This window comes from Halorubrum sp. Boch-26, assembly GCF_029889805.1.
Taxonomy (GTDB): domain Archaea; phylum Halobacteriota; class Halobacteria; order Halobacteriales; family Haloferacaceae; genus Halorubrum.
In genome coordinates this window covers 1-4863 of the sequence record NZ_JARANT010000135.1, presented here as the reverse complement: position 1 = coordinate 4863, position 4863 = coordinate 1, and the positions used below count along the sequence as shown (strand labels likewise).

The 4863-nt window shown below is 68.4% G+C and carries 6 protein-coding genes; 3 read left to right on the top strand and 3 right to left on the bottom strand.

Going from position 1 to position 4863, the window contains the following annotated elements; genetic code table 11:
- The 3 genes from OQF71_RS13830 to OQF71_RS13820 form a co-directional block, all read right to left on the bottom strand.
- Positions 1-895, bottom strand: an 895-nt coding sequence (locus OQF71_RS13830) for an MsnO8 family LLM class oxidoreductase (RefSeq protein ID WP_280588384.1), incomplete at its 3' end; no start/stop codon positions are given.
- A gap of 184 nt (positions 896-1079) precedes the next feature.
- Entirely contained in the window at positions 1080-1256 is a 177-nt protein-coding gene (locus OQF71_RS13825; protein WP_144796717.1) for a 50S ribosomal protein L37e, read from the bottom strand.
- Positions 1253-1495, bottom strand: coding sequence for an LSM domain-containing protein (locus OQF71_RS13820; protein WP_280588382.1), 243 nt, complete (start codon positions 1493-1495; stop codon positions 1253-1255). The genes OQF71_RS13825 and OQF71_RS13820 overlap by 4 nt, the downstream gene beginning before the upstream one ends.
- A 312-nt stretch (positions 1496-1807) precedes the next feature.
- On the opposite strand from OQF71_RS13820, the gene OQF71_RS13815 reads away from it, so the two are divergent.
- The 3 genes from OQF71_RS13815 to OQF71_RS13805 all read left to right on the top strand — a co-directional run.
- Complete coding sequence (locus OQF71_RS13815) at positions 1808-3160, top strand: ribonuclease J (RefSeq protein WP_280588381.1); 1353 nt, start codon at positions 1808-1810, stop codon at positions 3158-3160.
- Entirely contained in the window at positions 3157-4203 is a 1047-nt protein-coding gene (locus OQF71_RS13810; RefSeq protein WP_280588379.1) for a polyprenyl synthetase family protein, read from the top strand. Before OQF71_RS13815 ends, OQF71_RS13810 begins: the two co-directional genes overlap by 4 nt.
- A gap of 122 nt (positions 4204-4325) precedes the next feature.
- Positions 4326-4863 (top strand): DMT family transporter (locus OQF71_RS13805; protein WP_280588377.1); only part of this gene is annotated, 538 nt, incomplete at its 3' end.

Below are 4863 nucleotides of genomic sequence, written 5' to 3'. Positions count from 1 at the left end.
TCGCCTCGGGGCCCCCCGAGATCGACCGCGGCCACTCGTCGGCGTCGAGCGTTGCGGGGGTCGGCTCCGGGACCCCGCCGACCTCGTTTATCGCCTCCTCGACGGTCGGCGTCGAGTCCCCGAGGTCGCCGCGGCGCATCCGCCGGAAGGTCGCCTCCGCGGGCGCTCGGCGACGAGCCGCGGCCTCGTCGGTCTCGGCGGCGACCGCGTTGACCGCGACGGTCCCCGTCGGCTCGTCGGGACCGCCGGGGAGCGCGCCGGGGTCGAACGCCTCGCGGTAGGCCGCGAACGCGCGCTCCGCGAACCCGGGGCGGATGAAGCCCGCGAAGCAGTACCGGAGTCCGAGACCGCCGGCGATCTCACCGCTCGCCGGGCTCGACCCGAGCACCCACGGGACGGGCGGCCCGTCCCCGGAGCGCGGGACGCCGAGGTCGGCGTACTCGTGCCCGTCAGGGTAGTCGTCGTAGAGGTGGCTCACGAGCGCGCGGATCCGCTTCTCGTGGTCCTCGTTCGGGGTCTCGACGCGGCGGCTCGTCCCGAGCGCGCGGTCGACGGCCGCCGAACCGTTCGCCCGTCCGATCCCGACGTCGACGCGGCCCGGCGCGAGGCCGTCGAGCGTCCCGAAGGCCTCGGCGACTTTGAACGGGCTGTAGTGGTTGAGCAGGACGGCCCCGCTGCCGATCCGGATCGCGTCGGTCGCCGCCGCGAGCCGGCCGAGCAGCACCTCCGGGGTCGTCCCCGCGAGGCGGTCGGTCCGACCGTGGTGCTCGGCGACCCAGAACCGCGAGTAACCGAGTCGTTCGGCCTGTTCGGCGGCGGCGACGGTGTTGGCGAAGGCGTCGGCGGCGGTCCCGTCCGCGGGGACCGGCGAGAGGTCGACGACGGACAGATCCATGTCCGGGCTCGGCGACGCCCGATAGTAAGGGTTGGGCCGGTGGCGGGATCGTGGGGTTCAGGCGACGGGATCGTGGGGTTCAGGTGGCGGGATCGCGGTGTTCGGGGCCGTAGCTACGAGTACGAGGAAGCCGGCCGCTACGGAGCGCGAGAGGAAACGAGAGATCGAGAAAACGTCGTCGTCGTCAGTGGTCGCCGGTCTTCGACTGCCACGCGTAGTCGCGGCGCTTCGCGGACTTGCCGAAGCCGCAGGAGGAGCAGCGCTCCTTCTTGACGTGGTAGGACTTCTCGCCGCAGCGGCGGCACTTCACGTGAACCGTCTTGTTCTTTTTCCCTTGAGAGGGCGTTCCGGAGCCGGTCATGCTTTGATTGTGACGACGTTATCGCCGCGTATAATCGTTGTGTCTTCGATCGCGACGGCGAACTCGCCGTCGAGTTCGTCGTCGACGCGGTCGCCCACGCCGTCCTCCGGCTCGATGACGACGTTCATGTGCTGGTCGTAGCCGGCCAGAATTCCGTAGTAGGTCGTCCCGTCCTTCAGGTGTACCGTCACCGGCTCCTCGAGCGACGCTTCGAGCACGTCGAGGGGTCGTCCACTCATTGTACGTATCGGCGCCCGTCGCGGTAATAAAAATACCGGGACGCGAGGGGCACAAATCGCGGCGGTCCCCGTTCACACGGGCCGAAGCGGCCGGGGACCGCCGTGTTACCGGGGGAATCGGTCGCGACCGAACCCGGGTGTTTTTAAGACGGGCTCCTGTATCTCGGGACACCACACTCCCGCGGGACACGGTGGGCCATCGTCGGCTCGGCCGTAGCGGGGCCTCAACGACGCGCGGTCGGACGAAGCGCTGACGGCTCCTTGCGGGGTTTCAGTGATGAACGCCGTTCAGGCGTTCGACATCGACAAACCATGGAAATCGAAATTGCGACACTCGGCGGCTACGAAGAGGTCGGTCGACAGATGACTGCGGTCCGAGCGGGCGAGGACATCGTCATCTTCGACATGGGCCTGAATCTCAGTAAGGTCCTCATCCACGACAACGTGGAGACCGAGAGCATGCACAGCCTCGACCTGATCGACATGGGCGCGATCCCGGACGACCGCGTCATGAGCGAGTTGGAGGGCGACGTCCAGGCGATCGTCCCCACCCACGGTCACCTCGACCACATCGCGGGCATCCCGAAGCTCGCCCACCGGTACGACGCCCCGATCGTCGGCTCCCCGTACACGATCGAGCTGGTCAAACAGCAGATCTCCGACGAAGGCAAGTTCCAGGTCGACAACGACCTCGTGAAGATGGAGGCCGGCGGCACGATGGCCATCGGCGACTCCGAGCAGGTCGAGATGGAGTTCGTCAACGTCACCCACTCGATCATCGACGCGATCAACCCGGTCCTCCACACCCCCGAGGGCGCCGTCGTCTACGGCCTCGACAAACGACTGGACCACACTCCCGTCATCGGCGACCCCATCGACATGGACCGGTTCCGCGAGATCGGCCGTCAGGACGAGGGCGTTCTCTGTTACATCGAGGACTGCACGAACGCCGGCCGCAAGGGCCGGACCCCCTCGGAGTCGTACGCGAAAAAGCACGTCGAGGACACGTTCACCTCGATGGAGGACTACTCGGGCGGGATCGTCGCCACGACGTTCTCCTCCCACATCGCTCGCGTGAAGACTCTCGTCGAGTACGCCCGCGAGATCGGCCGGCAGCCGGTCCTGCTCGGGCGCTCGATGGAGAAGTACTCGGGCACCGCCGAGCGACTCGACTTCGTCGACTTCCAGGGCGACATCGGCATGTACGGCCACCGGAAGTCGGTCGACCGCGCGTTCAAGCGGATCATGAAGGAGGGGAAGGGGAACTTCCTCCCCATCGTGACGGGCCACCAGGGCGAACCGCGCGCGATGTTGACCCGCATGGGCCGCGGCGAGACCCCGTACGAACTGGACGACGGCGACAAAGTCGTCTTCAGCGCCAGCGTCATCCCGGAGCCGACCAACCGCGGGCAGCGCTACCAGAGCGAACAGCTGCTCCGCATGCAGGGCGCCCGCATCTACGACGACATCCACGTCTCCGGCCACCTCCGCGAGGAGGGGCACTACGAGATGCTGCAGGCGCTCCAGCCGCAGCACCTCATCCCGGCTCACCAGTCGCTGGAGGGCCGCTCGCCGTACGTCAACCTCGCGAAGTCGCAGGGGTACAAGCTCGGTCGTGACGTCCACGTCACGCAGAACGGGAGCGTCATCCAACTCGTCGAATGACGAGCGAGACGAAGGAGGCGCGGGTGCTCGACGCCATCCGCGAGCGGCGTGACCTCGTCAACGCCGCTATCGACGAAGAGCTGCCGGTACAGCACCCGGAGCGCCTCTACGAGGCGACGCGGTACATCCTCGAGGCGGGCGGCAAGCGGCTCCGACCGACGGTGGCGACGCTCGCGGCCGAGGCCGTCACGGGCACCGAACCGATGGGTGCCGACTTCCGCGAGTTCGCCGCCCTCGACGGGACCGAGGTCGACGTGATGCGGGCGGCGGTCGCCATCGAGGTGATCCAGTCGTTCACCCTGATCCACGACGACATCATGGACGAGGACGACCTCCGGCGCGGCGTCCCCGCCGTCCACGAGAAGTACGACACGTCGACGGCAATCCTCGCCGGCGACACCCTCTACTCGAAGGCGTTCGAGTTCATGACCGAGACGGGCGCGGCCCCGGAGAACGGGCTGGAGGCGATGCGCATGCTCGCGTCCACCTGCACGGAGATCTGCGAGGGGCAGGCGCTCGACGTCGCCTTCGAGTCGCGAGACGATATCCTCCCGGAGGAGTACCTTGAGATGGTCGAGCTGAAGACCGCGGTCCTCTACGGGGCGTCGGCCGCGACGCCGGCGATCCTGCTCGGCGCCGACGACGAGGTCATCGACGCGCTCTACAAGTACGGGATCGACTCGGGACGGGCGTTTCAGATCCAAGACGACGTGCTCGATCTCACCGTCCCCTCCGAGGACCTCGGCAAACAGCGCGGCTCCGACCTCGTCGAGGGAAAAGAGACGCTGATAACCCTCCACGCGCGCCAGGAAGGCGTCGACGTCGACGGGCTCGTCGACGCCGACACCCCGGCGGAGGTCACCGAATCGGCCATCGAGGACGCGGTGGCCGCCCTCGAAGCGGCCGGCTCCATCGCGTACGCCCGCGAGACGGCCGAGGACCTCACCGCGCGCTCGAAGGAACACCTCGAACTGCTGCCCGAGAGCGGCTCGCGGAGCCTCCTCGAGGACCTCGCGGACTATCTAATCGTCCGCGGCTACTGAGCGGCACCGGCGATCCGACCAGCGTCGAGCGCGGGCGGGCTCCGGCAACGGCGGTCGACCGCGATCCGGCGGCGTCGTCCGCAACGGACACCGCTTTATCCCCAGTCGCCCTCTCCCGGTCTGTGTCCCGGTACCGAGACGTCGTCCTGTTCTTCACCCTCGCTCTCCTGTGGGGCGGCTCCTTCGTTGCCATCGAGGTCGGCCTCGACTACTACCCGCCCGTGCTGTACGCCGCCTACCGATTCGACGTGGCGGCGCTGGTGCTGGTCTCGTACGTCCTCCTCACCGAGGCGGGTCCGCTCCCGCGAACGCGCGGCGACCTGATCGCGATCGGCTTCAGCGGGGGGCTCTCCGTCGCCGCCAACAACTCGCTGTTGTTCGTCGGCCAGCAGTACACGACGAGCGGGATCGCCTCGATCACGTACAGCCTCGTCCCGATCGCGACCGCGGCCGTCGCGGCCGCGTGGATCGGGGGCTCCGACCTCGACGCGCGTGGGACCCTCGGCGTGGTCCTGGCGTTCGTCGGCGTCGGGCTCGTCGCCCAGCCGGATCCCGCGAACCTCGCCGGCGGCGTCACGATCGGCGTCGGGCTCATCTCGGTCGGCGTGATCGCGGTCGCGGTCGGCAGCGTCGGGCGCCGACCCTGTCACGATAGACCGA